This window comes from Methylosinus trichosporium OB3b (assembly GCF_002752655.1).
GTDB classification, from domain to species: Bacteria; Pseudomonadota; Alphaproteobacteria; order Rhizobiales; family Beijerinckiaceae; genus Methylosinus; species Methylosinus trichosporium.
In genome coordinates, this window is the sequence record NZ_CP023737.1 from 3,198,625 (window position 1) to 3,222,552 (window position 23,928).

Consider the following 23,928-nt stretch of genomic DNA (forward strand, 5'->3'; position numbering starts at 1 on the left):
ATATGGACGCCATCGGCAAAGCCCTGTTGGACGAAAACGCCGCGCTGAGAGCCGAGCTCGCCGTCGCGCGCGCGAAGGCGTCGGAAGACATGGCGCTGATCGCCGCGCAGAAGCTTCAGATCGCCAAGCTGGAGCGCCAGATATACGGGCAGAAATCGGAGCGGTCGGCGCGTCTTCTCGAGCAATTGGCGCTCATGTTCGAAGAGCTGGAAGCGAGCGCGACGGAAGACGAGATCGCCGCGGAACAGGCGGTCGCGAAGACGACGGCGGTCGCCGGCTTCGCGCGCAAACGGCCGGAGCGCAACACCTTCCCGGAACACCTGCCGCGCGAGCGCGTCGTGATCGAGGCGCCGACGAGCTGCGCCTGCTGTGGCGGCCAGCGCCTGCGCAAGCTCGGCGAGGATGTGACGCAGACATTGGAGACGACGCCGCGTCAGTGGAAAGTGATCGAGACCGTGCGGGAAAAGTTCTCCTGCCGGGACTGCGAGAAGATCACGCAGCCGCCGGCGCCATTCCATGTCGTTCCGCGCGGCTGGGCGGGGCCGAGCCTTTTGGCGATGATCGCTTTCGAGAAGTTCGGCCAGCATCAGCCGCTGAACCGTCAGGCGGATCGTTATGCGCTCGAAGGCGCGCCGATCGCTTTGTCGACCATGGCCGATGCGATCGGCTCCATTTGCGCCGCGCTCGAGCCACTGCGCCTTCTCATAGAAGAGCATGTTCTCTCTGCCGAGCGCCTGCATGGCGACGATACGATCGTGCCCGTGCTGGCGAAGGGCAAAACCGACACCGGCCGCTGCTGGGTCTATGTGCGCGACGATGCGCCCTTCGACGGCGCCGGACCGCCCGCTGCGATTTTCTATTACTCGCGTGATCGCAAAGGCGAACATCCGCAGACCCATTTGGCGAACTACTCCGGCATTCTGCAAGCGGACGCCTATGACGGCTACAACAAGCTGTATGCAGCGGAGCGCAAGCCTGGTCCGATTCTCGAAGCGGCGTGTTGGGCGCACGCGCGGCGCCCGTTCTTCGTCATGGCCGACATCGATGCGAACGTCCGTCGCAAGGCGGCGGGGAAAAAGGAGATTCCTTTGTCGCCGATCGCGATAGAGATCGTGCGCCGCATCGATGCGCTGTTCGAGATCGAGAGGTCGATCAACGGCAAGAGCGCGCAAGAACGCCTCGCCGTTCGCCGAGCGTCGAGCCGACCTCTCGTCGACGCGCTCGAGAGCTATATGCGCGAACAGGTCGCCAAGCTCTCGCGTGGACATGATCTTGCCAAAGCGATGCAATATATGCTGAAGCGATGGCCGGCCTTCACGCTGTTCCTCGACGACGGGCGCGTTTGCGTCTCGAACAATGCAGCCGAGCGTGGACTGCGGGGAATTGCTCTGGGACGAAAATCATGGCAGTTCTGCGGGTCTGACCGTGGAGGCGAGCGCGCCGCCGCTATGTATGGGCTCATCGTCACAGCGAAGATGAACGGCGTCGATCCGCAGGCCTGGCTCGCCGACGTCCTCGCGCGCATCGCCGCGCATCCGGCGCATCGGCTCGATGAATTGCTGCCGTGGAACTGGCGCCAGAAGGATAAAGCTGCGCCGGCGCTGGCGGCCTGACCATGCACGTCAACAAGGTCTCTCACGTCACGACCATCGATCGTATCGCTGCGCAGCTCAGCGAAAGCGTCGACTTCCTCCATGACGTCGCCAATGAAATGGAGCCCGAGGATGGCGTGATCTGGGTCTATGGCCTCGGCGACCTCGAGATCCTGGCATTCACCGACTTCGGCATCGAAAACCTCGTCGAACTCATCAAAATCCACAAAGAGATGAAGTTGCCTCGAGAGCGCTGACGCGACGGTCCTGCGGCCCACGGCGAATGCTTACCTTGCAGCGCGCCGGTCGCCGTCTGGCTGGCGGAGGTCAGTGACGACATGGCGGAGCCGTTGCTCGAGATGTTGCCGACGACGCCGGCCTGCACCTTCAAGGAATCCTCGAAGGCGGCGACGGAATTCCGCCAGCGGGTCTGCGCCGTGGCGATCAATCCAGAGCTGGAGCCGCTGGTCGACGCCGAACCATAGGTCGTCGCGAAGGCAGTCTCGATCTCCTGGACATCGAAGGCGATATGCTGCGCCTGCGCGAGCAGCGATTGCGTCTTCTGGATAGTCGTCCGGAGCTGGCTCAGCGTCGAGAGCGGCAGGCTGGCGAGTTGCGAGCTGTTATTCGGCGTGCAAGTTTGACCCCCATACGAGGGGAATCGGCGTTGAAAATTGACCCCCTCTGGTGAAGGCCGGACAGTCCGCCCGCTTTGGTTGCAAGGGCGGGTGGTGGGGGATGTTGATTGTGGAGACGATCGGGCGAATCCGTCGCGAGCATTTCTTCAAGGGCAAGACGATCAAGGAGATCGTCCGCGATCTGGGCATTTCACGGAACACGGTCCGCAAGGCGTTGCGCTCGGAGGCGACCTCCTTCGCCTATGAGCGCGACAATCAGCCTTTGCCCAAGCTCGGACCTTGGTCGGAGAAGCTCGACGGGCTGCTGGCGGAGAATGAGAAGAAGGCGGCGCGCGAGCGGCTGACCCTGATCCGCGTTTTCGAAGATCTGAGCGGGCTGGGCTATGCAGGCGGTTATGACGCCGTGCGTCGCTACGCGCGCAAATGGCGCAGCGAGCAAGGCGCGGCGACGGCCGCCGCCTATGTGCCGCTGAGCTTTGCGCCGGGCGAAGCCTACCAGTTCGACTGGAGCCACGAGATCGTTCTGCTCGACGGCGTGACGACGACGGTGAAGGTCGCGCACATGCGCCTGTGCCACAGCCGCATGCTGTTCGTTCGCGCCTATCCGCGCGAGACGCAGGAGATGGTTTTCGACGCGCATCAGCGCGCCTTTACCTTCTTCAGGGGCGCCTGCACGCGCGGAATCTACGACAATATGAAGACGGCGGTGGAGACGATCTTCGTCGGCAAGGAACGCAAGTTCAATCGTCGCTTCGCGCAAATGTGCAGCCACCATCTCGTCGAGCCGGTCGCCTGCACGCCGGCGTCCGGCTGGGAGAAAGGCCAGGTCGAAAATCAGGTCGGCCTGGCGCGGGAGCGGTTCTTCACGCCGCGCCTGCGGTTCAAGACCTATGACGATATGAACGCGTGGCTTCTCGATAAATGCGTCGGCTACGCCAAGGCGCATCCGCATCCCGAGATGCCGGACAAGACGATTTGGCAGGTTTTCGAGGAAGAGCGGCCGAAGCTCGTCCCGCTGCGCGGGCGGTTCGACGGATTCCACGAGCTGACGGCGTCGGTGTCGAAGACCTGCCGCGCAAGCAAGTGTACGCAGCTTGCGCAAGCGCAACTGCTATGCGCTTCGACAACAATAAATATTCGGTCAATGCGAGCGCTGTCGGCGCCCCGGTCGAGATTCACGCCTACGCTGACCGCATCGTGTTCCGGCAAAAAGGACGCGTCGTCGCCGAACATGCGCGCGCTTTCGGGCGTGGCGCGACGATCTTCGATCCCTGGCATTATATACCGGTTCTCGCGCGCAAGCCCGGCGCGCTGCGGAACGGCGCGCCTTTCAAGGATTGGGTGCTGCCGGGCGCGATCGAACGCGTGCGACGCAAGCTCACCGGCGACGATGGCGATCGACAAATGGTCAAGATTCTCGCCGCCGTCGTCGATGATGGATTGACCGCCGTGGAGGCAGCCTGCGCGGAGGCGCTCGCCCAAGGCGTTCATTCCGCCGACGTCATTCTCAACATTCTCGCGGGCCGGCGCGAGCCGCCGCCACCGCCGGCGATTCCCACACCCCAGTCGTTGACGCTGCTGCACATGCCGCTCGCCGACTGCGCCCGCTATGATCAATTGAGGAGAACGGCCTGATGGAACGCACACAGTTCTTCGATCTCATGGGAGAGCTCAAGCTCTTCGGCATGAGGAGCGCCTATGACGAGGTGATGTCGAGCGGCATAAAAAGGCAGCATGAGCCGCCGCGCATCGTCGGCGATCTTCTCCAGGCGGAAATCGCCGAAAAACATGCGCGCTCGATCAAATATCAGATGACGGTCGCGAAGCTGCCATTGGCGAAGGACGTCGAGGACTTCCAGTTCGAGGGCGCGCCGATCAATGAAGCTCTGGCGCGCGATCTCGCAGGCGGCGGCTTCCTCGACCAACAACGTAATTGCGTTCTCGTCGGCGGAACCGGCACGGGGAAGACTCATCTTTCGATAGCGATCGCCAGAAGCTGTATTCGCGCTGGAAAACGTGGCCGATTCTTCAACACCGTCGAGCTCGTCAACCGGCTCGAGAGCGAAGCGCGAGGCGGTCGTCAGGGACGCTTTGCGGACTATCTCACGAGAATGGACTTCATCATACTCGATGAGCTCGGCTACTTGCCGTTCGCGCAGTCGGGCGGACAATTGCTCTTCCATCTGATCAGTCGGCTCTACGAACGAACCTCGATCATCGTCACCACCAATCTCGCTTTCGGCGAATGGCCGAGCGTGTTCGGCGATGCGAAAATGACCAGCGCGCTGCTCGATCGCCTCACCCACCATTGCGACATCGTCGAAACCGGCAACGAAAGCTGGCGCTTCAAGAACCGCGCCTGATCCTCCCGATCACATCGCGAACCGAAACGCACTCGCCCCGGCTGCGCAATCCCGCCAGCTCCGCCGGGGCGAGCGCTCGCGTTCCGCCCTACGCCAAATGGGGGTCAATTTTGAACGCCGATCGGGGGTCAATTTTGGATGCCGATTGACACGCTGGAGGAGAGGTATCAAGGGATCATGGCTGCTTGGCTTCCCGACGGAGTGGCGGGCTCTATCAAGCTCGATGGCCACGGTTTGAAGGTCGACGCCGAATTCTCAGGCCGAGGCGAGGTATCGACGGCTGCCTTGGAGTCCTTGAAGATCGTCGCGTTCGACCTTGCTGCGTTGCATATGGCCGTCGAGGAGAAGGCGGATCTGCCCGCCTTCCTTCTACACGATAGTCCGCGCGAAACGGACTTGGATGGTCAGCTCTACGACGGCCTGTTCAGACTCGTGCATCAATGGGAGGAGCAGGTAGAAACGCCGTGCTTCCAATACATCATCACCACCACGACGGCTCCGCCGACCGAACTCCGGGGCGATCACTATGTCCGCCTCTTGATGAGTTCGACGCCAGCGGAGAAGCGCCTGTTTGCAATGGAAATTTGAGCCCGGCTTCGATGACGATCGAATCGCCCCAATCCTTTGTGGTCCGCGAGGAATGCCAGAAGGCCGCCTCACAGAACGGCTTCCGCCGCACCATGGGGGAAGAGGCGGGCTGGAGGGCCTTCGGATCGACCACAGCAAAAGGTACAATCTTTCTGGCGGCCACGGGGCCGTCCGGGCCGTGGTGCCTGGCCCTCGACCACCACGGCGTCATCCAAGAACTCAACATCCCCGAAACGAATCTTCCGGGCCCCGGACGAGCCCGTTTCGTCTTCGATACGCTCGGCGCGCTCTATGCGGTGTTGCGTCGTGTCTATGAACTGGGGGTCTGCCTACCGGATGCGCCGCTACGGGAGTTTGAGCTTCGCGTGGCGGCGCTGCCTCGCGCGACAGAGGCTGAACGACTCGTGCTGCAGCGGATCGGGCAGGACATCTTTCGCGACCGCCTGATGGATTATTGGCGAGGGCGATGTCCCCTGACCGGAATCTCCGACCCGGCCCTGCTCCGCGCCTCCCACATCATTCCCTGGGCAGATTGCCAAAGCGATGCCGAGCGGCTCGACGTGCACAACGGGCTCCTCCTTTCTGCGCTCTGGGACGCCGCATTCGATCGGGCGCTCGTGACCTTCGACGACCAGGGCAGGCCCGAATTCTCGCCCAGTCTCAGCGAGAAAGCGCGTTTCGAACTTCGCTGGGAATCACCGATTCCGCTCACGGACGAGCATCGTCGCCGGCTTGCCCGCCACCGTGAGCGAGCGCAAATTTTATCTTAGCGTATCGCGCGACATTCTGAATGACGGAACCTGCGAGGTCGCGATGGTTTTTAGAAGAGCGGGCGGGCGGCGGGCGGGGATATACCCAGATGCCCCTTGAGAGCGGCCGAGGGTTCTGAACGCGAGGCGATGCAGTGACTGGGATGGGAGATGGGGATCGACGTCGTGGACACCATGTGGACACCAAGCCAAATAAGCGAAGGGCCGCCTTTCGGCGGCCCGTTCATAACGCTCTAATTTTCTTGAGTTATTTTGGAGCGGGCGAAGGGATTCGAACCCTCGACCCCAACCTTGGCAAGGTTGTGCTCTACCCCTGAGCTACACCCGCATCCGCGGCCCAGCTCCGTGGCTCGACCGTGCGCCCTTATGCCGTAAACGAAACGCCTTTGCAACAGTCTTCCTTCGCTTCCGGCGCCTTGCGCGAGGGCCCCGTTTTCGTGTAGCGAGCCAGCGCCCCGCAGCCGAGACGCAGCCATGTTCAAGCGCATTTTCGAATCGTCCCTGTTCCTCTCGCGTTGGCTGCTCGCGCCTTTCTTCCTCATGCTGGCCGTCGGGCTGATCGAGCTGCTGATCAAGGCCGGCTCCCATCTTTGGGAGGCGACCGTGCATCTCTTCGCCTCCGACCAAGCCAATACGACGCTGCTCGTGCTCGATCTCATCGACACGACGCTCACCGGCGCGCTGGTGGTGATCGTCATGCTGTCGGTCTATGAGAATTTCGTCTCCAAGGTCGACGCCGCCGCCCATGCCGGCTGGCCGATCTGGATGGGCGCGATCGATTTTTCACAGCTGAAGCTCAAGCTCTTGTCCACCATCGTCGCCATCTCGGCGATCAAGCTGCTCGAAGCCTTCATGGATGTGAAGCATGTCGACGACCGCGAGCTGCTGTTCCTCGTCGGCATCCATCTCACCTTCGTGCTGTCGACCCTCGTTTTCGCCGTTTCGGAGCGGCTGTCCGGCCATGCGCCGGCCGATGCGAGCGAAGAGCCGCACTGAGCGACGCAGCGGGCGGCCCGAAGGCCGCGAATCAGTTGCGAGGGAGCGCGGTTCCCATCTCGTCGCAGGCGCGCAATTGCGCCTCGGTCGCGGTCCAGTAGGAAATGCCGCAAAGCGCCTGATAGCGGCTGGCGACGAAGAACGACCAGGCCTCATAGCCGAGAATCGCGGCGATGGCCGCCAGCAGCAGACCCCGGTTCATAGGCTCCTCCGCAAACGCCGCGACGGCCGATTCTGTCTCAGGGCCGCTGCCCGGTCAATCGCCGCGCGCCGCCGCGCCGGGGCCGCCCCAGAGCCAGGCCGCGCCGCGCACGCCGCTGGCGTCGCCATGGCGGTTGCGGACGATCTTCGTGTCGATGGCGTCCGAGAAGGCCTGCCGCTCGACGAGGTCGAAGAGCCCATCATAGATGCGATCGATGTTGGACACGCCGCCGCCGAGCACGATCACATCCGGGTCGATGAGATTGATGATGGCGGCGAGCGCGCGCGACAGCCGGTCGCGATAGACGTCGAGGCAATCGATCGCCGCGGCCTCGCCGCCCGCGGCGCGCACGGCGATCTCCTCGCCGCAGAGCCGTTGGCCGCTGCGGACGCCATAATCATAGGCGAGAGCGGGGCCGGACAGAAAGGTCTCGACGCAGCCGTAATGGCCGCAATAGCAAAGGCGCCCGGGGAATTCGTCCGGCGTCATCCAGGGCAGAGGCGTGTGGCCCCATTCGCCGGCGACCTTGTTGACGCCCTGCAGCGCCTTCCCCTCGACGACGAGGCCGCCGCCGACGCCGGTTCCGAGAATGACGCCGAACACCACGCGTCCGCCGGCGCCGGCGCCGTCCACGGCCTCCGAGAGCGCGAAGCAATTGGCGTCGTTCTCGATGCGCACCGGTCGGCCGAGCAGGGCCGCGAGATCCTTGTCCAGCGGCTTGCCGTTGAGCCCGGTCGTGTTCGAGTTCTTGACGAGGCCGGTGCGCGGCGAGATCACGCCGGGCGTGCCGAGGCCGACGCTGCCGCGCCCGCCGATCTCGCTCTCGAGGTCGCGCACCAGCGCCGTGATCGTCTGCAGGATCGCGACATAATCATGCGCCGGAGTCGGCGCGCGCCGGCGCGCGAGCGTCTCGCCGCTCGCATCCATGGCGATGGCCTCGATCTTGGTGCCGCCGAGATCGACGCCGATTCGGAAGGGTTGCTGTGTCATCGCCCTTCGTCCATCTAGAGCGGCCATCGGCTGTCGGCAGTCGGCAATCGCGATTCCGCCTAGCGGTATGCCGATTTGACCGGGCTGGAAGAGCGAGCCTGAAGCGCGATCCACGCGCGGTGCTGGACGGCGAGCCTTCAGGCTCGCTCTTCCCGCGCTCCCTTCGTCAGTGCAGCCGGGCCCGGTCCATGAGCGCGCCCTTCAATGCTTCGGCCGCGCTCTTGTCGATCTGCGCCGAATCGAGGTCGAGCCCCTCCGCCCGGGCGCCGTCGAGGCGGGCGCGGGTGAGATCGGCGCCGGCCGCGTCGGCGTCCTTCAGCGAGGCGCCGGTGAAATCGGCCCCGGCGGCGCGCGCGAACCGCAGATCGGCGCGTGCGAGATCGGCGCCGGCGAAGCTCGCACCCTCGAGCCGCGCCGAACGCAGCACCGCGCGCATCAGCCCCATGGACTGGTTCTTCATATCGGCCGAGAGATCGGCCTTGTCGAAAATGGCGCCGGAGAGATCCGCGCCGGTCATATCGGCGGCGATGCGGCTTCCCGAGAAGTCCGCCTTCGCGGCCTTGGCGCGCTGCATCTGCGCGGCGAACACATGCGCGCCGCGCAGCGAGGCGCCGCCGAGGTCGGCCTCGAGCAGCCATGCCTGATCGAGAATGGCGCGGTCGAGCTTCGCGCCCGAAAGCTTCGCCTTCACGAGCCGCGCCGCCCGCAGATTGACGCCCGAGAGGTCGAGACCCGAAAGGTCGAGGCCGTTGAGGCTCTTCGACGAGAGATCGACGCCATTCGCGCCGCCGGCGATCTTGCTCTCGATTTCCGCGCGCGAGAATTCCGCCTGTGAATAGGCCGGCTGCGACAAATCGACATTGCGCAGCATGTCCTGCGCGCGCGCCGGTCCCGAGACGCAGGAGAGCGCGGCGACGGCGCAGGAGAGCGCGGCGGCGCGGACGAAGCTCACGGCGTATCTCCCGTCTTCGCCTCGGCGGCCTCGGCGAGATCCTTGGCCTGGGCGACCCAGCGTCCTTTCTCGAGGCGGCCGGGAACGGCGAAGGAGGCGCTCACCCATTTGACATGCTCCGGCGTCCAGGCGGCGATCTGGTCGAAATGATAGACGCCGAGCCCATGCAGCTTCTCGACGCTCTTGGGGCCGACGCCCTTGATCTTGGAAAGATCGTCCGGCTTTCCATCGCGCGGGCCGGGCAGGCCGGGCGGCTGAACGCCGGGATGTTTCTTCGGCGTCTCGATCGGCGCGGCCTTGGGCGCGGGCGGCGCAGGCGGCGTTTCTTCGACCGGCGGCAGCTCGGGGCGAGATTCGAGCTCGGGCGGCGCGGCTTCCGGCGCGGGCTCGGCGGGCTGCTTCGGCGCGCCGCGCACGACGACATGGGGCGGCTTCTTCTTCGCGGGCGCGGGGGCTGGGCCGGCGGTCAGCAGCCGAACGGCGCCGCCGAGCGGCAGAGCGAGCGAATAGGCGGTCGCGAGCAGCAGGCCGAGATCGAGATAGAGCCCGGCGCGTCCCGGAACGATCTGCAAATTGCAGCAGAAGAAACCGCCGAGCAGCAGCAGCGCCGCGGTCAAAATCAGGCCATTGCCGGAAAATCGAGCAGCCCTGTCATTGGTGAAAGCGTAGAGGCCGACGGCCAAGCCGAGGGCGGCGGCGCCCGCGAGCCACTCCCACGACACGGCGAGCAGATAGAGCATGCGCGTTCTCCTTCTCCGCTGGGCCTGCTCAATCGACCATGAGCTCGATGCGCCGCCCCGGCGCGTCGTCGCCGGATGCGCCGCTCGCGGCCGCCTTCAGCCGCGTCGCATCCACTCCCGCCGCCACGAGATAGTCACGCAATGCCTCGGCGCGTCGCCGTCCGATCGTCTCGTTCTCCGCCTCCGAGCCCGCCCCGTCGAAACGGCCGATGATGGCGACCTTGGCGCGGGGAGCGCGCAGCAGCACAAAGGCGAGCGCGTCGGCGACCGGCTCCGCCTCCTCGGCCAGCGCGGAATGATCGGCGCTGAAGGAAAAGCCCGGCGCGACGGTCCGCGCGATCGCCGCATGGAGCTCGGCCGGCGCGATCTCGTCCTCGGGCGAGGCGAGTCCGAGCAGCGCCGAGCTCTCGAAACCCTCCGGCGTCTCTTTGGCGAGGCGGGCTTTGATGTCCTCCGCCGCCCGCGCGGTGAAGGCGGCGCCCTCGACGGCGATGCGCCGGTCGGAGATCGCCGCAGCGCCCGTGCGCAACCTCGTCACGGCCCGCAGAGCGGCGGCGGCCGCGCGGTCGAAACCCGCGGGCGCGCCGGCCGCGACGCCGATCTCACCGGCGATCTCGCCGCCGAAGCGCCGCCGGACCAGCGCGACGAGCCGCTCGCGCGCCGCACTGTCGGGGGCGAAGCCGGATAGGGCCAGCACGCCGTCATCCTTGCGCGCGGTCAACACATAGGGCGAGACGATTCCCGCCGCGATCTCGACTGCGCCCAGCGTGAAGCCTTTCGGCAGAGCGGCGCGCAGCCGCGTCTCGACGGCGGCGGAGGTCATATTCGGCTTGCCGACGCCCGTGATCGAGACGCGATCGTCGGCGAGCGCGACCTTGCCGCTTTCGAGTCCGTCGAGCGTTGTGAGAGCCGCGCGCGCGGCGGCGGCGAATTCGCTTGGGGCTCCGCTCGCGACGCGGCTCTGATCGGCGAGCGTCGCCGCGCCGGCGAGGGCGGCTGCCTCGCTCGCCAGCGCCTCATGGACGGCCGGCGTCGGCGCATAGCCGAACAGCGACACCGACGCGCCGCTCTTCGTAGCGCTCCAGACGAAGGGCGCGACGCGCGGCGCCGCAACTTCGATCATCTTCACCTCGACGCCGGCGGGCGGCGATCGCAGCGTCGCCAGCGCGCGGTCATAGGCGTCGAAGCTCGCCGCCGCGCCGCTCGCGGTCAGAGTGGCGTCGGAGAGGACCGCCTCGCCATCGCCGAGCGCGTCGAGCACGGCGACGGCGTAGGCCGCGAGCGCGTCGAAATTCGCCGGGGCGCCGAAGGCGTAGGCGGTCTCGTCGGTGAGCGTGAGGCCCTCGGCCGCCGCGGCCGCGCGCAGCGTCTCACGCGCGTTCGGCGGCACATGGCCGGAGAGGGCGAGCGTCTTGCTGTGGCGCGCCAGCGTGAGGACGAAGGGCTTGGCGAGGCCCGGAGCGGCGGTCATGTCGATGACTGCGCGAACGCCGTCCTCTTTCGCAATTTCCGCGACGACCGGAGCCGCGGCCTCGCGCGACAGGGCGGTCCCGGACAGAGTCACGTCGCGGCCGTCGACCGTGACGGCAGCGTCGGCGAGGCTCTGCGGCGTCGCGGCCCGAGTCAGAGCCGAGCGGGCGCGGCCCGCTATATCGGCCTCGATCTTCTCGCCGTTCATGATTGCGGCGATCGTGACGAGTATGGCCAGCGGAAGCAGGCCGATCCACCATTTGCCCGGCTGCATCATCGCGCTCACGACTCCCTCGAGCGAGAATCATTACGTATGGACTCGAAGTTCTAGCAGGGGCCGGGGGCAAGACCAACTCGCGCGAGCCGCGGCGCGGGCGGTCGTTCAGGGCTTTTTCGTTCAGGACTTTTTCTTTCCGGGGTCGCCGGGGCCGGCGGGCGGGGCCGGATAGAGGTCGATCGCCTTCTCGAGCGTCCAATAGCAGTCGAGCGCGCCCGAGGGCCGCACGCACCAGAGCGGGCCGTCGCGCTGATCGACCAGAACCTTTTGATCGCGCACGAGCTGCACGCATTCGCCGGCGGAGAGCCTCGACTTGAAATAAGCGGCGTCGTCCTTGGCGGTCTTCTCGTTGATGGGCTTGAAGGCGCGCTTGATGTCGGCCGGATCGCGGCAGGCGAGCACGGCCCCGCGCGCCACGGCGGCCTGCGCCGCGGGAGCGAGACAGAGAGAAACGGCGAAAGCGAGGAGAATGCGCATAAGCGGTTGCTTAGCCGATATCGGCGCGATTTTCCAGCGCGAGGGGCATCACGAGAGCCGCACGAGGCGTCAGTTCTGATTCGACGGTTCGAATGGGGGCGTTTTCGACTCGCCGTTTTCCGGCGCCGGATAGTCGAGAATTTGCTCATCTAGAAGGCGGACCAGATAGGCTTCCATCTTCGGGAACTTCAGCTCCCCATTGCTCCAAGCTCGGTCTGCTTCGGCGAGCGCTTCGTAATACGGCCCTCTTTCATACCTGATTCGTTCCGGAACAATTACCCTTCCACCAGGCAGCCCTTTGTTTTTGACGCATAAAATATAATAGCACGCGGCACGCGCAGTTCTTCCGTTTCCTTCTATGAAGGGATGGATCCAATTCAAGCGCCATAAAACATATGACGCCAGCACATATTCGCTCCATATGTGCCAATTCTCTTGCACTGTGCAAACAAACTGATCCATCAAATGCGGCACCTGCGAAAAATGCGGCGGGATATGACCCTCGAGGTATATCGGTTCCTCTCTGAATCGCCCGCCGAACTGACTTATATTTGAAACCGCAGCCGCATTCAGCGACCAAAGCATGTATTTATCGAAGGCGCGCACGCCTTGGTCTATGCCAATTTGGATGCAGTCTATCAAAAGGTCATATTGCCGAGCGAGGTTTCGCTCTTGGACCCGATCGTAGAGGCAGCCCCCATCCTCTTCTGAGACAAACATGATAACTTCACCAAGAAAGCCCCCAGGGCTTCGCCATGGGGAAAATGCTACCGGGGCAAGACGAGGTTGAGATGCTTAGCTGCATGTCTCGCCGATGCTTTCGTTATCCCTGAACGCTGCGGAGCGTTGCCGAAGATGAAGCTTGCTTTCTGCTCGGCGAGCTCTTCTTCTGTCATCCCCTTCGCTATGGAAGCCGCGACTCTGGCGCGCTGCGCCGCTCGATCCGGCGGAGAAAAACCGAGAGATTTTCGTTCGACCATGCGCCCCTCCTCCGACGGCTGGAACGGCAAATATGTAGCGGAGATATTGGTTTTTTCCCACTGAAAAGAATAAGAGAGCGCTTTCCGAGAATTCGCTCGACCGAAAGAACGCCTCACGGCGCGCGCTGGAACAGGCCGATGGTGAGCAGCACGCCGACGACGACCACGACGAGGCGCAGCCTGTTCTCCGGAATGCGATGCAGGAGCTTCGCGCCGGCGACGCCGCCGATCGTCGCCCCCGCCGCGGTGACGAGCGCCTGCGACCAGTGCAGATCGGGAGAGAACAGGAAGATGCCGACGGCGGAGGCGTTCATCACCCCGGCCAGCACATTCTTGGTGGCGCTGGCGATGCGCACATTCTGGCCGGCCATGGTCAGCGCCGCCACCATCAGAAAGCCGATGCCGCCGCCGAAATAGCCGCCATAGACCGAGATGAGGAATTGCGCGACGCCGGCCGCCGGAGCCGGAAGCTGCGCCTGCGCCTCGCCCGGCCGGCGGAAGAAGCTCCCATAGGTGAAGACCACGGTCGCGAACAGCACGAGCCAGGGCACGAGCTTGGCGAAGAAGGCCGGCGGCGTCACCAGCAGAATGGCCGCGCCGATCGCGCCGCCGACGACGCTGATGGCGAACAGCGCTCGCATCGACAGCCCGCCGGCCCCGGCCGAGAACTTGCGCCCGGCCCAGCCCGTCGCCACCTGCGCCGGGAACAGAGCAACGCAGGAGGTGATATTGGCGGCGCGCGCGTCCATGCCGGTCAGCATCAGCGTCGGCAGAGTGAGGAAGGAGCCGCCGCCGGCGAGCGCATTCTGCGCGCCGGCCCACATGGCGACGAAAAAGAGCAGGATCAGCAGCATCGCCCGGTTTTCCCAGCTCGGGCGGAGGAAATCAAGTCGCCGGCGCGACGAGGAGGCGGCGACGCATCGCCGCCTCCCTTCCCTCCCGCGCGGGCGCGGCGCGGTCGGGAGCGGTCACGCCGGGATCGGCCCCACCTTCAGCTCGGCGAGATATTCGGCGAGTTTTCGAAGTTCGGCCTCGACGAGCGGTTTCAAGGGCGGCCGCGGCGCGCCGGCGGGAAGGCCGCGCAGCGCGAGACCGGCTTTCACCGTGGTCGGCAGGCCGCCGAAGACGATGAAGCGCAGCACCGGCAGGATTTCGTAGAAAAGCGCGCGGGCGCGGGCGATGTCGCCCGCCTGCACCAGCTCGAACAGCCGCGCCGGACGGTCGTCGAGCAGATTGGGCGCGGCCGTGCACCAGCCCGCGGCGCCCGCGGCGATCGCCTCCAGCGCCATGTGGTTGGCGCCATTGTAGAAAGGGATCGTCCCGTTCGACAATTTGTAGATCGCGTGCATCCGGTTGAGGTCGCCGCTGCTCTCCTTGATGAAGCGCACGGTGGGAAGCTCGCGGACGAGCCGCACCAGGAATTCCGGCGACATGTCGACGCCGCTGGTCCCGGGATTATTGTAGGCCATGATCGGCAGATCGGTCGCCGTCGCTATGGCGGCGTAATGATCGAAGATCTCTGCCTCGGTCAGCTTCCAATAGGACACCGGAATGACCATCAGCATGTTCGCGCCGATTTCGCTCGCATAGCGCGCCTTGGCGACGGCCGCCGCCGTGGTCAGCTCGGCGACGCCGACGATCACCGGCGTGCGGCCGGCGACGGTCTCGACGCCGAGACGGGCGCCATGCCGCCACTCCTCCTCGGTGAGATAGGCGCTCTCGCCGGCGCTGCCGAGAAAGGCGACCGCCGCCGGTTTCGAGCGCAGCAGATTCTCGGTCACGCGCCGAAAGGCCCGCTCGTCTATGCCGCCTTCATCGGAAAAGGGCGTGACGGGATAGGCGACGATTCCTCTGATCGTGTCGGTCATGGCGGTCCTCACTTCGATTCTTCGCGGATCGCCAAACGGCCGGCGTTCTGCAGCATGGGCGCGTTCTCGCAGGCGAGATAACGCGCGGGCTTGTCGGGATCGGCGTTGACGTGATGGTGCCAGGCCCAGACGGGGATATAGACGGCGTCGCCGACCTCCCAGTCGATGCGGCGATCCTCGATCAGCGAATAGCCGCGCCCCTCCAGCACATAAAGAATGGTCTCATAGGTGTGGCGATGGCGGTTCGAGCGCCCGCCCGGCGTCAGCCCGCCCACGGTGAGGCTGATGGCATGGGAGGGCAGGTCGATGAAATGCACCGGATGCTTGCGCTCGGCCGAATAAGCGGCGCGCGCGTCGTCCTTCTCGACGCCGCGATGGGCGAGCCGTTCGGGCAGCCGAACCTCGAACGAAGGCGGCGTCTTGTCGAAATCGGCGGAGTGGAAAGTCTGCTGGGCGGACATGGCTACCTCCCGTCTCGTTGTGACGCTTTTTTCATCAGGCAAAGACGAGAATAGGTCCAAGACTTGTTTTCGATACTGAAAATAGGGATTGCCTATGATAGAGTTCCGCCATGGACTTCCGTCGGCTTCGCTATCTGATCCAGGTCGGGGAGGCGCGCAGTTTTACGCGCGCGGCGCGGTCGCTCAATGTGTCGCAGCCGACGCTCTCGCAGCAGATCCAGGACCTCGAGGCCGAGCTCGGCGTGACCCTGTTCATCCGCAGCGCGCACAAGGTCGAGCCGACCGAGGCCGGCCTGCTGACGATCGACTGCGCGCGCCGGGTGCTGGCCGAGGTCGAGGGGCTGCGCGAGGCGGTGCTGGAGCATCGTGGGCTGAAGCGCGGCCGGCTGCGCATCGGCGTGACGCAGACCTTCAACGCGCTCTATCTGCCGCGCATCGTCACCGATTTCGCGCGTGACTATCCGGCCATCGACCTCGAGATATTGGAGCTCGCCAATGACGAGATCGACGCCGGCGTCGAGGCGGGCACGCTGCATCTGGGCGTCGGCCTGCCCCGCGCGCATACGAAGAGCCGCGCCGAGCCGCTCTACGCCGACACGCTGATGCTGGTCTGCGCGCGCGAGAGCCGGCTCGGCGAGGCCGAGGAGGTCCCCGCGAGCTACATCGCGCAGGAGAGCCTAGCGCTGCTCGGCCATGGCTTTCGCACGCGGGCGGCGGCCGACGATTATCTCGCCGAGGCGAAGGTGACGCCGCTGCGCATCCTCGCCTTCAACACGTTCGCGGCGATCCTCAATGTCGTCGCCACCGGCGAATATGTGTCGATCGTCCCCGCCGACGTGCGCCATGTCTCGGGCGTCGCGACGCTGCATTTCGCCCGGCTCGCGCCGGCGCCGCCGCTGCGCACCATCTGCCTCCTCAGCGCGCCGGATGGCCGCGCCACCCCGGCGGCGCTGCGCCTCGCCGCCCGCATCCGCGACCATTTCGCCGCGAGCGCGCGGTGAAGGGGGCGTCAGGCCGCTTCGACTTCCGCCCTGATCCGCTCGCCGAAATCGCGCTCGGCGATCTCGAGATCATATTTCGACTGCAGATTCATCCAGAAGGCCGCGCTCGTGCCGAGATAGCGGGCGAGGCGCAGCGCGGTCTCCGCGGTGACGCCGCGCTTTCCAGCGACGATCTCGCTGATCCGGTTGGCGGGCACCCGCAAGCTCAGCGCCAGCGCGTGAGCGCTGATTCCGCGCGCTTTCAGCTCGGCGGCGAGGGTGCGGCCCGGATGGATCGGGCCGAAACGGAAGCCGCCGGGCGGGGCCTCGAAGATGTCCGCGCTTTTCGTCGTCATGGCCAACCTCACTGAAGCCAGGGCGATTTCGCCCGGATGTCTCGCCATCCCCGGCGAGCCGGGACCCTGTGATGGCGCTTTAAAAGCAAGTCGTGCGGTTCTACGCCACTGCGGCCGCGCCTTCATCTCAATGATAGTCGACGATCTCCACCTCGAACGCATCGCCGTCCTCGAATCGAAAGGCGATCCGCCAGGGGCCATTCACTTTGATCGCCCATTGGCCCTTGCGGTCACCCGAGAGCCGGTGAAGTCCGACGCTACGAAGCGGTGGAAGGTCATCGAGCGAGGCGGCGCTGTCGAGCTCCGCCAGACGTTGCCGCGCGAGCGCTTCGTCGAGGCCGGAAAACTTCGACTTGCCGGTCTCGACGAACTGCCGAGTCACCGTGCCTTTGACGGAGCGTATCATACATAAAACATACTATGACAGGCATAGGCCGTCAAACAGCGGATGAAGTCACGGCACCATCCCCCACCGCGAAACCGCGTTCCCCTTCGCCCGGCCCTATGCTATCGCCTCCCGCCATGAGCACACGCATCGACGCCCGCTTCGAAGCCCTGCGCGCCGAGGGCCGCGCCGCCCTCGTGACCTTCGTCATGGCCGGCGATCCGGACCTCGAGACCTCGTTTCAGATTATGAGGAGCCTGCCGAAGGCCGGCGCCGATCTCATCGAGCTCGGCATGCCCTTCACCGATCCGATGGCCGACGGCCCCTCGATCCAGGCGGCGGGCCTGCGCGCCCTGCATGCCGGAATGACGGTCACGAAGACGCTCGACCTCGTGCGGCGCTTCCGCGAGGAAGACAATGCGACGCCGATCGTGCTGATGGGCTATTACAACCCGATCTATGTGCGCGGCCCGGAGAATTTCCTGGCGGAGGCCAAGGCCGCCGGCGTCGACGGGCTGATCGTCGTCGATCTGCCGGCCGAGGAGGACCAGGAGCTGTGCCTGCCGGCCCGGGCCATCGGGCTGAGCTTCATCCGCCTCGCGACGCCGACCACCGATGACGCGCGCCTGCCCAAGGTGCTCGAAAATTCCAGCGGCTTCGTCTATTATGTCTCGCTGACCGGGATCACCGGAGCGGCGCTCGTCGATTATGCGGGCGTCGCCGAGGCGGTCGCCCGGCTGAAGCGCCATACGCCGCTGCCGATCGCGGTCGGCTTCGGCGTCAAGACGGCCGAGAACGCCGTCGCCATCGCGCAATATGCCGATGGCGTCGTGGTCGGCTCGGCGCTGGTCGATGCGCTCGCCCGCTCGCTCGACGCCGAAAAGCGCGCGAGCGAGCAAACGGCGCCGGCGGTGACGGAACTCGTCGCCGAGCTCGCCCGAGGGGTGCGCGGAGCGCGCGTCCCCCTCGCGCCGGTGAAGAAAGAATCGCCCTTCTCTCTGAAAGCGACCTTCGGAGCGCTCGCGAGGCTCTGGTCATGAACTGGTATTCGAATGTCGTTCCGCCGAAGATCAAAGCCCTCATCAAGCGCGAGGCGCCCGAGAACGCCTGGGTCAAATGCCCGGAGAGCGGCCAGCTCGTGTTCCACAAGGACATAGAGGACAATCTCTATGTCATTCCGGGCTCGGGCTATCACATGCGCATCCCCGTCGAGGCGCGGCTCGCCAGCCTCTTCGACGAGGGCGAGCACGAATTGCTGCCGACGCCGGAGGTTCCGGCCGATCCGCTGAAATTCCGCGACATCAAGCGCTATGTCGACAAGATCAAAGAGTATCGGTTGAAGACCGGCCATATCGACGCGGTGACGCTGGCCTTCGGCAAGCTCGAGGACGCGCCGGTCACGGTCGCGGTGCAGGATTTCGACTTCATGGGCGGCTCGCTCGGCATGGCGGCGGGCGAGGCGATCGTCACCGGCATGACCCATGCGCTGGAGAAGCGCACGCCATTCATCATCTTCACCGCCTCGGGCGGCGCGCGCATGCAGGAGGGCATGTTCTCGCTGATGCAGATGCCGCGCACCACGGTCGCGGTGCGCCGGCTGCGCGAGGCGCGCTTGCCTTATATCGTCGTGCTCACCAATCCGACCACGGGCGGCGTCACCGCCTCCTATGCGATGCTGGGCGACATTCACATCGCCGAGCCCGGCGCGATCATCGGCTTCGCCGGCGCGCGCGTCATCGAGCAGACGATTCGCGAGAAGCTGCCGCAGGGTTTTCAGCGCGCCGAATATCTGCGCGACCATGGCATGGTCGACATGGTCGTGCCGCGCCCCGAGATGCGCGCGACATTGGCGCGGCTCTGCGCTCTGCTGACCAAAGCGCCTCGGCGCGCCGCCTGACGGGAGCGTAGGGCGCATCATGGATCAGCGCGACGCGATTCTGACGCGGCTGCTGGACCTCCATCCAAAGAAGATCGATCTGTCGCTCGGCCGCACCGAGCGGCTGCTCGCCGCCATGGGCCATCCCGAGCGGCGCCTGCCGCCGATCATTCATGTCGCCGGCACCAATGGCAAAGGCTCGACGCTGGCGTTTCTGCGCGCCATGCTGGAGTCGGCGGGCCTCCGCGCGCATGTCTACACATCGCCGCATCTGCTGCGCTTCAACGAGCGCATCCGCCTCGCCGGGACGCTGGTCGACGACGATCGCCTGCGCCGCATGCTCGAGGACTGCGAGCGGGCCAATGGCGCGCAGCCCGTCACCTTCTTCGAGATCACCACAGTCGCCGCTTTCGCGCTCTTCGCCGAGGAGCCGGCCGATTGGCTGCTGCTCGAGACCGGGCTCGGCGGTCGCTATGATTCGACCAATGTGATCGAGGCGCCGAAGGCGACCATCATCACCTCGATCTCGCACGACCATCACGAGTTCCTAGGCGATACGATCGAGAAGATCGCCTATGAGAAGGCCGGCATCTTCAAGCGCGGCGTTCCGGCGATCATCGGCTTTCAGCAGGACGCCGCCCGCAATGTGCTGGAGCGAGAGGCGCGGCGCGTCGGTGCGCCGACCTTCATCGCCGGCGAGGATTTCCATATTCGCGAGGAGAACGGCCGGCTCGTCTATGAGGACGAGAAGGGCCTGCTCGATCTGCCGCTGCCGCGCCTGCCGGGACGGCATCAGCAGGCCAACGCCGCCGGCGCCATCGCCGCGCTGCGCGCCGTCGCGCCGGAGATCGGCGCCGAGCATATCGAGGCCGGGCTGCTGCGCGCCGAATGGCCGGCGCGGCTGCAGCTGCTCTCGCGCGGCCGCGTCGCCGAGCTGGTTCCGCCGGGCTCCGAGGTCTGGCTCGACGGCGGACACAATGACGACGGCGGCCGCGTGCTGGCCGAGGCGATGGCGGAGTTCGAGGAGAAATCCGCGCGGCCGCTCGTCTTCGTCTGCGGCGCGCAGGTGACCAAAGACATCGGCGCGCTGCTGAAGCATTTCGCCGGCCTCGCCCGCGAGGTGGTGGCGGTTCCGGTGGAGGGCGAGCACAAGAGCTGGCCGCCCGAGGAGATCGCCGCGCTCGCCTGCGCCGAGGGGATGCGCGCCGCCGGCGCCGGAAGCGTCGAGGAGGCGCTGTCGATCATTGCGCGCGGCTCCTACGAAGCGCCGCCGCGCATATTGATCGCCGGCTCGCTCTATCTCGCCGCCGGCGTGCTGGCGCTGAACGGCTCGGTGATCGAGTAGCGACTGGCGCACTCCCTTCTCCCGCTCGCGCACGGCTGTCCGGGGAAAATCAGGCATAGGCGAGCTCCAGCTGCCTCGGCGATATGCGCCGCCGCGCGGCCTGATATTTGGGCGGCGGCCGTTCGAGTCTGTCGATCGGTCGCCGCTCGAACAGAAACCTGCCGGCGAGCTCCGAGAACCGCAGATGCGCGAGTTCGATATCGTGGCGGTGGGCGGCGATGCGCAGCAGCACGAAAGCGATCATCGCCGCGATCAGCTGCAGCCGCACGGCGTTCTCGTTTTCGCCGAGAAACTTGCGGATGTTGAGATGCTGCTTGATCCAGCGGAACAGCAGCTCTATGGCCCAGCGCGCCTTGTAGAGCGCGGCGATCTCGACCGCCGAACGCGTCATGTCGTTGGTGATCACGACGATCAGCTGCGGCTTGCCGTCCTTCAGCGCATCGCGTTGAATATGAAGGCGACGCAGCGGCATGGGCAGTTTCGAGTCGCCCTTGCTGGCGAGCTCGACCTCGCAATCCCTGAGCACGGTGTAGCCTTCGCCGCGCGTCTGCGGCATCTCCCGATCCGCGAGGTCGGCGAGGCGGGTGTTGCTCTTGGGGCGCGTGACGAACAAGGCTCGGGCCTCGTGAATGTCCCTCCACCATTTGAAATCATAATAGCCCTTGTCGAAGACATAGGTCGCGCCGGCCTCGATCGGCGTCTTCTTGCCGATCTCGACATCGTTGACATTGGCGGGCGTGACCTCGACGCAGAAGGGGCGGTCGACCCCGGGATCGTAGACGACATGCATCTTCATGCCGTGGATGCGGCCGTTCGAGCGGGCGAAGTCGTGGAACTTGCTCAACGGGATAGGCGTCGAATCGATGAGGCGCAGCAGCTCGGCGCCGTCGCGGCGCGTTCTGCGGTCGAGTTCGCAGGAGAGGCGCGCGAAAAGATCGGCGAAGACGCCGACGGGCCGGCGTGCGTTGGCTTCGGCGAGGGTGGAGCGGGCGATCCTGCGGACGCCGAGGTGATAATGGGAGCCGCTGTTGGCGTTGAAGGCGGCCTCGAGGCTGCGCAGGCTCGTTTCGCCGCCGAGCTGAGCGGCGATCAGGACGACGAGATGATCCCAGCTCTTGAAGGATTTGTCGTAGGCGTCGCCCTTGTGGCGCGCGACGATTTGGCCGAACGCGCGACGATCGATCGGCTTGAGCAAGTCGACAAAAACGCTATTCTGGAAGCGCATGTCTGGTCCTTTATTTTCCAGTCTCGACAACCGGAAAATACCCCGAAACCTTCGGAAGTACCAGGCATGCGCCCGCGACTTATCGACTCATTCCCCGGACAGCCGTGCGCAGGGCGGGAGAAGGGAGTCGCGCCCTAAGCCGCGATGCTCTCGCGCTCCCGCTCGACCTGCTCATAATCCGACAGACGGCGCATCGGGCGCGTGGCTCTGTTCCGACGCGAGATCAGTGTGGCCGCGGTCGCGATCTCCACGCAGATCAGCGCCGCGAGCAGAATAGCGTAGCGCGGATCCGCGCGCAGCAGGGTCTCGAGCGCCACCAGAAAGAAGATATGCGTCGCCGGAACGGCGATCATGACGAAGCTGCTCGAGGCGCCGCGCCGGCCGGTGACATTGCCGAAGGTCAGCACCAGCGCCATCGCCAGCAGCGTATGCGCGAAGGAGAGGGCGGGCATGCCGAAGCGCTTGGCCGCCTCCGCCGCCCATTCGCCGGAGAGGCGGCGGTCGAGCCGGGCGACGCTCCAATTGCCGAGAAACTCGAGCGGGCCCATCTCATAGACGCCGCGCCAGCTGCGCGCCGGCAGCGATTCGCTGCCCTGCATCGGCAGCGCCATCGCATATTCGTCGAAGCCGGCGATGCGCACCTCGGTGCTGTCGAAGGGACGCGTCTGAATGCTGCCGTGGGACAGCGCCAGGATGACGCCGGAGGGCGTGCGACGAAATTCGGCGCGCGCGGCGGTGATGGTCTCTTCCTGGTTTTTCGCCAGCGACAGCTGCCGCACGAACAGATTGACGGCGATGTCGGGCGTCTCCCAGCGCTCGAGGTAGAGCGTCTTCAGCCCATTGTCGAATGTGTAGAAGCGCGCGGGCTCCAGCATGCGGTGGTTCAGCGTGTTGCGCACCACATTGATGACGTCCTGCAGCGCGCCGGCGTAATGCGGGGCGATGAGATTGGCGAGGCCGTAGCCGATGAGCACCATCGCGCCGGCGCAGACGATCGCCGGGCGGCACACGGACCAGACCGAGAGCCGCAGCGCATAGAGCACCGCGATCATGCCCTCGCTGGACATGCGCGCGAATTCGAGCGCCGTCGCGACGCCGATCGCCATGGGGAGGGTGATATAGACGACGGTCGGCGTGGTGCCGATCAGCGCCGGCGCCAGCAGTCCGGCGCGAATCGCCGCGGGCGTCAGCGTGTAGAGCAGATAGGACAGAACGACCGGCACGCTGAGCGCGAATTGCACGACCGCCATGCTGAACAGGATGCGCCGGGCGAGATAGGTGAACAAGAGGCGAGGCATGGATCCCGTTCCGGCGCGCGGCGCCGCGCGACGCTCCGATCGAGAGCGCTATCGCCGCATCCACGCATATGAATAGCGGAATTCGGCCTATTTGCGAAATCGCTCCCAGGCGCGGCGGGAATAGTCCTTCCAGGCGGCGTCGAACGCCCGCGTCGACGGCAGCAGCGTCGCGCCGGCCCAATGGGCGAAATAGATTTCAGCGCCATAGGGGTCGAGCGGCTTGCCGTCCTCGAAAGTGATTCCCTTGGCCTTGTAGAAGCTCTCGGCCGACGCCTTCTCGATGCAATCGGGCAGAGCGGAAATGGCGAGCCGGCGCCGATGCGTCACGAAATTCACGAGCGGCTGCGCGAATAATTGCCCGCGTTTGCGCACCGCGTGGAAAATCTCCGCGTCCTGCGCGATCGTCTCGATGAAATGCGAGAGCGTCAGATATTTTCGCGAGGTGATCCAGAACCCGTCGTTGAAGAGAAAGGCGTCGCGCAGAAAGTCGTAATTGGCCTTCTTCTCGTTATAGACATATTCGAGGCTCGCCGAGGCGACGATGAACTCGCGCTTGCCGGCTTCGAGCCGCCCGAAGAGCGGCGCCAAATCGCGAAACAGCACGACGTCGACATCGACATAGGCGACCTCGTCCAGCGGCAGAGCGAGCGCATGGAGCTTGCGCAGGCGCCGGCGATGGCTGTTGAAGAAGCCGGGATAGAGCTCGAGCGCGAGTCTGTCGATCTCGGTCGGCGTCTCCTCGACGAAATGCGCGCCATAGATTTCGGCGGCGCGGCGCGTCAGCGCGACATTCTCGTCATAGGGGATGAGATAGAGCGGTAGATGCGCATTGGTGGCGACATAGCTCTCGAGGAAGGGCAGCAGCCAGTCGATGATCTTGTCATTGCCGACGATGGCGATCCCGTAGCGCTCGGCCGCCGCGGCGGCGAGAGGCTCGGCGACGGAAACGGAAAGGGGTGGATTTGCAGAACCGATGCTCATATAAGCCTTCTACTTGGAAATTACGCCTCCGAGCAAGTGAATGCCGGAAAACGGATTTCTCCTTTGTGTCTCGGAGGTTGCGGGGGAGGTCACAATCAGCGCCGCAGGTTTGAGCGCT

Annotated in this window: 26 protein-coding genes, 1 tRNA gene and 2 pseudogenes; 11 read left to right on the forward strand and 18 right to left on the reverse strand. The window is 65.4% G+C overall.

Features of this window, described 5'->3' with window-relative positions; all coding sequences use genetic code 11:
* Window positions 1-2 precede the first annotated feature (2 nt).
* Complete coding sequence (gene tnpC / locus CQW49_RS15350) at window positions 3-1,613, forward strand: IS66 family transposase (RefSeq protein WP_003616133.1); 1,611 nt, start codon at window positions 3-5, stop codon at window positions 1,611-1,613.
* 2 nt (window positions 1,614-1,615) lie between these two features.
* Window positions 1,616-1,849, forward strand: a complete 234-nt coding sequence (locus CQW49_RS15355; RefSeq protein WP_003616132.1) for a hypothetical protein — start codon at window positions 1,616-1,618, stop codon at window positions 1,847-1,849.
* 35 nt (window positions 1,850-1,884) lie between these two features.
* On the opposite strand, the pseudogene CQW49_RS25655 reads toward CQW49_RS15355, so the two are convergent.
* Window positions 1,885-2,220 (reverse strand): annotated as a pseudogene (locus CQW49_RS25655) (TrbJ/VirB5 family protein); the annotation flags it as partial.
* Window positions 2,221-2,330: 110 nt separating this feature from the next.
* Here CQW49_RS25655 and istA point away from each other — a divergent pair.
* The 4 genes and pseudogenes from istA (at window position 2,331) to CQW49_RS15380 (ending at window position 5,951) form a co-directional block, all read left to right on the forward strand.
* A pseudogene (gene istA / locus CQW49_RS15365) lies at window positions 2,331-3,932 on the forward strand (IS21 family transposase).
* Window positions 3,865-4,593: an IS21-like element helper ATPase IstB gene (gene istB / locus CQW49_RS15370; protein ID WP_024749623.1), complete on the forward strand. Its 729-nt coding sequence runs from the start codon at window positions 3,865-3,867 to the stop codon at window positions 4,591-4,593. The pseudogene istA and the gene istB overlap by 68 nt, the downstream one beginning before the upstream one ends.
* A gap of 138 nt (window positions 4,594-4,731) precedes the next feature.
* The gene (locus CQW49_RS15375; protein WP_024749622.1) at window positions 4,732-5,181 is read left to right on the forward strand and encodes a DUF2326 domain-containing protein; all 450 of its coding nucleotides are present in this window, start codon (window positions 4,732-4,734) and stop codon (window positions 5,179-5,181) included.
* A gap of 11 nt (window positions 5,182-5,192) precedes the next feature.
* The gene (locus CQW49_RS15380; protein WP_003615061.1) at window positions 5,193-5,951 is read left to right on the forward strand and encodes an HNH endonuclease; all 759 of its coding nucleotides are present in this window, start codon (window positions 5,193-5,195) and stop codon (window positions 5,949-5,951) included.
* Window positions 5,952-6,204: 253 nt separating this feature from the next.
* Here CQW49_RS15380 and CQW49_RS15385 read toward each other — a convergent pair.
* Window positions 6,205-6,279, reverse strand: a tRNA-Gly gene (locus tag CQW49_RS15385).
* A 146-nt stretch (window positions 6,280-6,425) separates the two neighbouring features.
* Between CQW49_RS15385 and CQW49_RS15390 the strand changes: the two genes are divergently transcribed.
* The gene (locus CQW49_RS15390) at window positions 6,426-6,947 is read left to right on the forward strand and encodes a YqhA family protein (RefSeq protein ID WP_003615058.1); all 522 of its coding nucleotides are present in this window, start codon (window positions 6,426-6,428) and stop codon (window positions 6,945-6,947) included.
* A gap of 31 nt (window positions 6,948-6,978) precedes the next feature.
* Here CQW49_RS15390 and CQW49_RS24670 read toward each other — a convergent pair whose 3' ends face one another.
* The 11 genes from CQW49_RS24670 to CQW49_RS15435 form a co-directional block, all read right to left on the reverse strand.
* Window positions 6,979-7,149, reverse strand: coding sequence for a hypothetical protein (locus CQW49_RS24670; RefSeq protein ID WP_003615056.1), 171 nt, complete (start codon window positions 7,147-7,149; stop codon window positions 6,979-6,981).
* A 54-nt stretch (window positions 7,150-7,203) separates the two neighbouring features.
* Window positions 7,204-8,139 (reverse strand): ROK family protein, encoded by a 936-nt coding sequence (locus tag CQW49_RS15395; protein WP_003615055.1) that lies wholly within the window; start codon window positions 8,137-8,139, stop codon window positions 7,204-7,206.
* A gap of 166 nt (window positions 8,140-8,305) precedes the next feature.
* On the reverse strand, window positions 8,306-9,091 hold the full coding sequence (locus CQW49_RS15400) for a pentapeptide repeat-containing protein (protein WP_003615054.1): 786 nt from the start codon (window positions 9,089-9,091) through the stop codon (window positions 8,306-8,308).
* Window positions 9,088-9,831: a hypothetical protein gene (locus tag CQW49_RS15405; protein WP_003615053.1), complete on the reverse strand. Its 744-nt coding sequence runs from the start codon at window positions 9,829-9,831 to the stop codon at window positions 9,088-9,090. Before CQW49_RS15405 ends, CQW49_RS15400 begins: the two co-directional genes overlap by 4 nt.
* A gap of 28 nt (window positions 9,832-9,859) precedes the next feature.
* The gene (locus tag CQW49_RS15410) at window positions 9,860-11,578 is read right to left on the reverse strand and encodes an OmpA family protein (RefSeq protein WP_040567080.1); all 1,719 of its coding nucleotides are present in this window, start codon (window positions 11,576-11,578) and stop codon (window positions 9,860-9,862) included.
* A 120-nt stretch (window positions 11,579-11,698) separates the two neighbouring features.
* Window positions 11,699-12,055, reverse strand: coding sequence for a hypothetical protein (locus CQW49_RS15415; protein ID WP_003615049.1), 357 nt, complete (start codon window positions 12,053-12,055; stop codon window positions 11,699-11,701).
* 69 nt (window positions 12,056-12,124) lie between these two features.
* The gene (locus CQW49_RS15420; protein WP_003615048.1) at window positions 12,125-12,775 is read right to left on the reverse strand and encodes a Fic family protein; all 651 of its coding nucleotides are present in this window, start codon (window positions 12,773-12,775) and stop codon (window positions 12,125-12,127) included.
* A 47-nt stretch (window positions 12,776-12,822) separates the two neighbouring features.
* Window positions 12,823-13,035, reverse strand: coding sequence for a hypothetical protein (locus CQW49_RS24675; RefSeq protein ID WP_155931257.1), 213 nt, complete (start codon window positions 13,033-13,035; stop codon window positions 12,823-12,825).
* Window positions 13,036-13,148: 113 nt separating this feature from the next.
* Window positions 13,149-13,889, reverse strand: coding sequence for a sulfite exporter TauE/SafE family protein (locus CQW49_RS15425; RefSeq protein ID WP_003615045.1), 741 nt, complete (start codon window positions 13,887-13,889; stop codon window positions 13,149-13,151).
* 114 nt (window positions 13,890-14,003) lie between these two features.
* On the reverse strand, window positions 14,004-14,903 hold the full coding sequence (locus CQW49_RS15430) for a dihydrodipicolinate synthase family protein (RefSeq protein ID WP_003615043.1): 900 nt from the start codon (window positions 14,901-14,903) through the stop codon (window positions 14,004-14,006).
* A gap of 8 nt (window positions 14,904-14,911) precedes the next feature.
* The gene (locus CQW49_RS15435; RefSeq protein ID WP_003615041.1) at window positions 14,912-15,364 is read right to left on the reverse strand and encodes a cupin domain-containing protein; all 453 of its coding nucleotides are present in this window, start codon (window positions 15,362-15,364) and stop codon (window positions 14,912-14,914) included.
* 110 nt (window positions 15,365-15,474) lie between these two features.
* On the opposite strand from CQW49_RS15435, the gene CQW49_RS15440 reads away from it, so the two are divergent.
* Window positions 15,475-16,365 carry a LysR substrate-binding domain-containing protein gene (locus tag CQW49_RS15440; protein ID WP_003615039.1) on the forward strand — a complete coding sequence of 297 codons (891 nt, stop codon included), beginning with the start codon at window positions 15,475-15,477 and terminating at the stop codon, window positions 16,363-16,365.
* An 8-nt stretch (window positions 16,366-16,373) separates the two neighbouring features.
* Here the strand turns inward: CQW49_RS15440 and CQW49_RS15445 are convergent, their stop codons facing one another.
* Together CQW49_RS15445 and CQW49_RS15450 are read right to left on the reverse strand one after the other, a co-directional pair.
* Window positions 16,374-16,700: a HigA family addiction module antitoxin gene (locus CQW49_RS15445; RefSeq protein ID WP_003615038.1), complete on the reverse strand. Its 327-nt coding sequence runs from the start codon at window positions 16,698-16,700 to the stop codon at window positions 16,374-16,376.
* A gap of 127 nt (window positions 16,701-16,827) precedes the next feature.
* Window positions 16,828-17,106, reverse strand: a complete 279-nt coding sequence (locus tag CQW49_RS15450) for a type II toxin-antitoxin system RelE/ParE family toxin (protein WP_003615036.1) — start codon at window positions 17,104-17,106, stop codon at window positions 16,828-16,830.
* 116 nt (window positions 17,107-17,222) lie between these two features.
* Here CQW49_RS15450 and trpA point away from each other — a divergent pair, with 116 nt between their 5' ends.
* The 3 genes from trpA to CQW49_RS15465 are packed head-to-tail and all read left to right on the forward strand — an operon-like array spanning window position 17,223 to window position 20,306.
* On the forward strand, window positions 17,223-18,125 hold the full coding sequence (gene trpA / locus CQW49_RS15455) for a tryptophan synthase subunit alpha (protein WP_003615034.1): 903 nt from the start codon (window positions 17,223-17,225) through the stop codon (window positions 18,123-18,125).
* Window positions 18,122-18,982, forward strand: a complete 861-nt coding sequence (accD, locus tag CQW49_RS15460; protein ID WP_003615033.1) for an acetyl-CoA carboxylase, carboxyltransferase subunit beta — start codon at window positions 18,122-18,124, stop codon at window positions 18,980-18,982. Before trpA ends, accD begins: the two co-directional genes overlap by 4 nt.
* A gap of 19 nt (window positions 18,983-19,001) precedes the next feature.
* Complete coding sequence (locus tag CQW49_RS15465) at window positions 19,002-20,306, forward strand: bifunctional folylpolyglutamate synthase/dihydrofolate synthase (RefSeq protein WP_003615029.1); 1,305 nt, start codon at window positions 19,002-19,004, stop codon at window positions 20,304-20,306.
* A gap of 49 nt (window positions 20,307-20,355) precedes the next feature.
* Here CQW49_RS15465 and CQW49_RS15470 read toward each other — a convergent pair whose 3' ends face one another.
* From CQW49_RS15470 to CQW49_RS15480, 3 genes are all read right to left on the reverse strand, one after another.
* On the reverse strand, window positions 20,356-21,531 hold the full coding sequence (locus CQW49_RS15470; protein WP_024749364.1) for an IS4 family transposase: 1,176 nt from the start codon (window positions 21,529-21,531) through the stop codon (window positions 20,356-20,358).
* Between the two features lie 134 nt (window positions 21,532-21,665).
* Window positions 21,666-22,829 (reverse strand): LptF/LptG family permease, encoded by a 1,164-nt coding sequence (locus tag CQW49_RS15475; RefSeq protein ID WP_003615153.1) that lies wholly within the window; start codon window positions 22,827-22,829, stop codon window positions 21,666-21,668.
* 87 nt (window positions 22,830-22,916) lie between these two features.
* On the reverse strand, window positions 22,917-23,810 hold the full coding sequence (locus CQW49_RS15480; RefSeq protein ID WP_003615150.1) for a hypothetical protein: 894 nt from the start codon (window positions 23,808-23,810) through the stop codon (window positions 22,917-22,919).
* Window positions 23,811-23,928 lie beyond the last annotated feature (118 nt).

Excerpts from the sequence above, each read along its gene's own strand:
- CQW49_RS15415 (WP_003615049.1), bottom strand. The coding sequence starts at position 12,055 with ATGCGCATTCTCCTCGCTTTCGCCGTTTCTCTCTGTCTCGCTCCCGCG.
- istB (WP_024749623.1), top strand. The coding sequence starts at position 3,865 with ATGGAACGCACACAGTTCTTCGATCTCATGGGAGAGCTCAAGCTCTTC.
- CQW49_RS15395 (WP_003615055.1), bottom strand. The coding sequence starts at position 8,139 with ATGACACAGCAACCCTTCCGAATCGGCGTCGATCTCGGCGGCACCAAG.
- CQW49_RS15355 (WP_003616132.1), top strand. The coding sequence starts at position 1,616 with ATGCACGTCAACAAGGTCTCTCACGTCACGACCATCGATCGTATCGCT.
- CQW49_RS15390 (WP_003615058.1), top strand. The coding sequence starts at position 6,426 with ATGTTCAAGCGCATTTTCGAATCGTCCCTGTTCCTCTCGCGTTGGCTG.
- CQW49_RS15480 (WP_003615150.1), bottom strand. The coding sequence starts at position 23,810 with ATGAGCATCGGTTCTGCAAATCCACCCCTTTCCGTTTCCGTCGCCGAG.
- CQW49_RS15430 (WP_003615043.1), bottom strand. The coding sequence starts at position 14,903 with ATGACCGACACGATCAGAGGAATCGTCGCCTATCCCGTCACGCCCTTT.
- accD (WP_003615033.1), top strand. The coding sequence starts at position 18,122 with ATGAACTGGTATTCGAATGTCGTTCCGCCGAAGATCAAAGCCCTCATC.
- CQW49_RS15475 (WP_003615153.1), bottom strand. The coding sequence starts at position 22,829 with ATGCCTCGCCTCTTGTTCACCTATCTCGCCCGGCGCATCCTGTTCAGC.
- CQW49_RS15405 (WP_003615053.1), bottom strand. The coding sequence starts at position 9,831 with ATGCTCTATCTGCTCGCCGTGTCGTGGGAGTGGCTCGCGGGCGCCGCC.
- CQW49_RS15435 (WP_003615041.1), bottom strand. The coding sequence starts at position 15,364 with ATGTCCGCCCAGCAGACTTTCCACTCCGCCGATTTCGACAAGACGCCG.
- CQW49_RS15450 (WP_003615036.1), bottom strand. The coding sequence starts at position 17,106 with ATGATACGCTCCGTCAAAGGCACGGTGACTCGGCAGTTCGTCGAGACC.
- CQW49_RS15425 (WP_003615045.1), bottom strand. The coding sequence starts at position 13,889 with ATGCTGCTGATCCTGCTCTTTTTCGTCGCCATGTGGGCCGGCGCGCAG.
- tnpC (WP_003616133.1), top strand. The coding sequence starts at position 3 with ATGGACGCCATCGGCAAAGCCCTGTTGGACGAAAACGCCGCGCTGAGA.
- CQW49_RS15470 (WP_024749364.1), bottom strand. The coding sequence starts at position 21,531 with ATGCGCTTCCAGAATAGCGTTTTTGTCGACTTGCTCAAGCCGATCGAT.
- CQW49_RS15440 (WP_003615039.1), top strand. The coding sequence starts at position 15,475 with ATGGACTTCCGTCGGCTTCGCTATCTGATCCAGGTCGGGGAGGCGCGC.
- CQW49_RS15445 (WP_003615038.1), bottom strand. The coding sequence starts at position 16,700 with ATGACGACGAAAAGCGCGGACATCTTCGAGGCCCCGCCCGGCGGCTTC.
- CQW49_RS15380 (WP_003615061.1), top strand. The coding sequence starts at position 5,193 with ATGACGATCGAATCGCCCCAATCCTTTGTGGTCCGCGAGGAATGCCAG.
- CQW49_RS24670 (WP_003615056.1), bottom strand. The coding sequence starts at position 7,149 with ATGAACCGGGGTCTGCTGCTGGCGGCCATCGCCGCGATTCTCGGCTAT.
- CQW49_RS15375 (WP_024749622.1), top strand. The coding sequence starts at position 4,732 with ATGCCGATTGACACGCTGGAGGAGAGGTATCAAGGGATCATGGCTGCT.
- trpA (WP_003615034.1), top strand. The coding sequence starts at position 17,223 with ATGAGCACACGCATCGACGCCCGCTTCGAAGCCCTGCGCGCCGAGGGC.
- CQW49_RS15465 (WP_003615029.1), top strand. The coding sequence starts at position 19,002 with ATGGATCAGCGCGACGCGATTCTGACGCGGCTGCTGGACCTCCATCCA.
- CQW49_RS24675 (WP_155931257.1), bottom strand. The coding sequence starts at position 13,035 with ATGGTCGAACGAAAATCTCTCGGTTTTTCTCCGCCGGATCGAGCGGCG.
- CQW49_RS15410 (WP_040567080.1), bottom strand. The coding sequence starts at position 11,578 with ATGATGCAGCCGGGCAAATGGTGGATCGGCCTGCTTCCGCTGGCCATA.
- CQW49_RS15420 (WP_003615048.1), bottom strand. The coding sequence starts at position 12,775 with ATGTTTGTCTCAGAAGAGGATGGGGGCTGCCTCTACGATCGGGTCCAA.